The organism is Geopseudomonas aromaticivorans, assembly GCF_019097855.1.
GTDB lineage: Bacteria > Pseudomonadota > Gammaproteobacteria > Pseudomonadales > Pseudomonadaceae > Geopseudomonas > Geopseudomonas aromaticivorans.
The window spans coordinates 1-2454 of record NZ_JAHRGL010000043.1; the positions used below are offsets into that span (position 1 = coordinate 1).

Annotated in this window: 3 protein-coding genes; all 3 read left to right on the forward strand. The window is 44.1% G+C overall.

Going from position 1 to position 2454, the window contains the following annotated elements:
• The coding region (locus tag KRX52_RS14525) for a hypothetical protein (protein ID WP_217682443.1) at positions 1 to 310 on the forward strand (310 nt) is incomplete at its 5' end.
• 692 nt (positions 311 to 1002) lie between these two features.
• Positions 1003 to 1659, forward strand: a complete 657-nt coding sequence (locus tag KRX52_RS14530) for a hypothetical protein (protein ID WP_217682444.1) — start codon at positions 1003 to 1005, stop codon at positions 1657 to 1659.
• A 60-nt stretch (positions 1660 to 1719) separates the two neighbouring features.
• The coding region (locus KRX52_RS14535; RefSeq protein ID WP_217682445.1) for a hypothetical protein at positions 1720 to 2454 on the forward strand (735 nt) is incomplete at its 3' end.

A 2454-nucleotide genomic window follows, 5' to 3' on the forward strand; every position in this document is an offset into this window, starting at 1 on the left:
AAGGGAAAAAGGCCAAGTAACATATAAAGGCAAACCTATGAGAATTACACCAAACTTCTCCATGAAAACTCTGAAAGCCAGAAGGAGCTGGATAGATATTCTACCAACTCTGAGAGAACATGGATGCCAGCCCAGACTACTATACCCAGCAAAGCTTTCAATCACTATAGATGGAGAAAACAAGATATTCCATGACAAAACCAGATTTAAACAATATGTAACCACTAATCCAGCCCTACAGAAAGTACTGGAAGGAAAACTCCAACCTAAGGAAATTAACTACACTCACAAAAACATAGGCAATAGATAATCCCACCTTACCAAAACCCAAAAGAAAAAGCAGGGTAAATCCACATACAATACCACTACCAACAACAAATCAAAAACAAACAAGAATAAACACTCAATGGACCTTAATTTCCCTCAATATTAATGGTCTTAACTCGCCTATAAAAAGACACAGGCTAGTTTGTAGGGAGCCGGTTCCTGCATTATCCATTACAATAATGGTGCCTGAAGACACCAAGATGTAAATTACTTCACAGGCGCTGGGTAATCTCCATTCCTTTGATCTCTGCCTATCCCGTGGCTCATTTGGCCTGAGGAGCTGAAGCCATTCATAGGGTAACACGTCCCAGGCGGCTGCTTGCCAGCCTTTATTAAGGAACGGGATTCTTGGTTCAAGGTCTCCGCTCTGGTAAGCTTATGCTCTCCCAACTCTCAAGATGCATTAAAGCTTGTCTGCAGAAGGATCCGAGTGTCCTGCGTGTATTTCTTGCTGGCGAGGAATACAGAGCGGGCGCGGGACATCTGGTGCCGAAACCAGGGACTTGTTAACATCTCCAGCACCTCGGAGACCCCTTGGCTACAAGGCGGATTCAGAACTGCAGGGTGGTAAATTCGGAGAGGTATGATTTTTCTGGACTTTGGCTTGGGACAATCTTAAAGAAGTCCAGAATTACATATCAGAAACCGAATGTAATGAGAGAAATTCGGAGAGGTATGATTTTTCTGGACTTTGGCTTGGGAATGTTGCTATTGTGGGAGGTTAATATAGAGGCTTCTATGCTTTTACTAGGAGCTATTTTGACTTTTCTCACTGTTGTAGCAATCTTAAAGAAGTCCAGAATTACATATCAGAAACCGAATGTGGTGAGAGATGGGGCGCGCCTAACAATAAAATATAAGAAAAAAGGACCTCCCGGGATGTCTAGTGACAAGGGAGTGAATAATTTGTTAACAGAAAAAACAACAAATAAGAAAAAAGGACCTCCCGGGATGTCTAGTGACAAGGGAGTGAATAATTTGTTAGATGATTCTGTAAATAAGTTTAAAGCTTTAAATCTTGATAGCTCTAATGACTCTAAAAGCTCAAGAGATGGGGTTTTGGAAGGAACAGCTCAGCTGGATGAGGGAGAGACAGAGAAGGAGGGAGAGAAAATAGGGAATAACCGGTCACACCCCGGTAAATTTAAGAGACCTGTTAATCCAGCGGGTGTACTTCCATCAGCACCCCCATTATTTGGTACCGACTCCTTTTTACCATTAGAGGAGCGAAGGAAATTGCAGATGGCTTTTCCAGTCTTTGAAAATGAGGGGGCGAGAGTACATACTCCCGTAGACTATAATCAGATTAAAGAATTGGCTAAATCAGTCTGAAAGTATGGGGTCAATGCCAATTTTATAACAATACAAGTAGAAAGGCTAGCCAACTATGCTATGACACCCACTGATTGGGAGACAACAGTAAAGGCAGTGCTCCCCAATATGGGACAATATATGGAGTGGAAGGCTCTTTGGTATGATGCAGCCCAGGCACAGGCAAAGGCCAATGTCACAGCAGAAAATGAAAATCAGAGACAATGGACCTTTGAAATGCTGACAGGACAGGGGCCACATGCCCTCAATCAAACTAATTACATTTGGGGCGTATATGCCCAGATATCAGCTGCCGCCATTAAAACATGGAAGGCACTGACAAAAAGGGATGAATCAGGTGGACATCTTACAAAGATAGTCCAGGGGCCCCAGGAGCCATTCTCAGACTTTGTGGCCAGAATGACAGAGGCCGCTAGCCGGATATTCGGTGATGCAGAACAAGCCATGCCTCTGATTGAACAATTAGTCTTTGAACAAGCAACTCAAGAATGCCGAGCAGCCATAGCTCCACGGAAAAGTAAAGGTTTACAGGACTGGTTAAAGATCTGCAGAGAACTCGGAGGGCCACTTACTAATGCAGGCTTGGCCGCAGCCATCTTACAAACCCAAAGGCGCCGAAATACATCTGCCTGCTTTAACTGTGGAAAAACAGGGCACCTTAAAAAGGACTGTAGAGCCCCTGAAAGGATGAGAGAAGTGGAGTTGTGCAGGCGCTGTGGAAAAGGTTATCATAGGGCCAGCGAATGCAAATCTGTGCGGGACATAAAAGGTAGGCTTTTACCCCCTAGAGAGGAC

Bases quoted from the DNA above. Each gene is read 5' to 3' on its own strand.
- KRX52_RS14530 (WP_217682444.1), top strand. From the start codon at position 1,003: ATGATTTTTCTGGACTTTGGCTTGGGAATGTTGCTATTGTGGGAGGTT.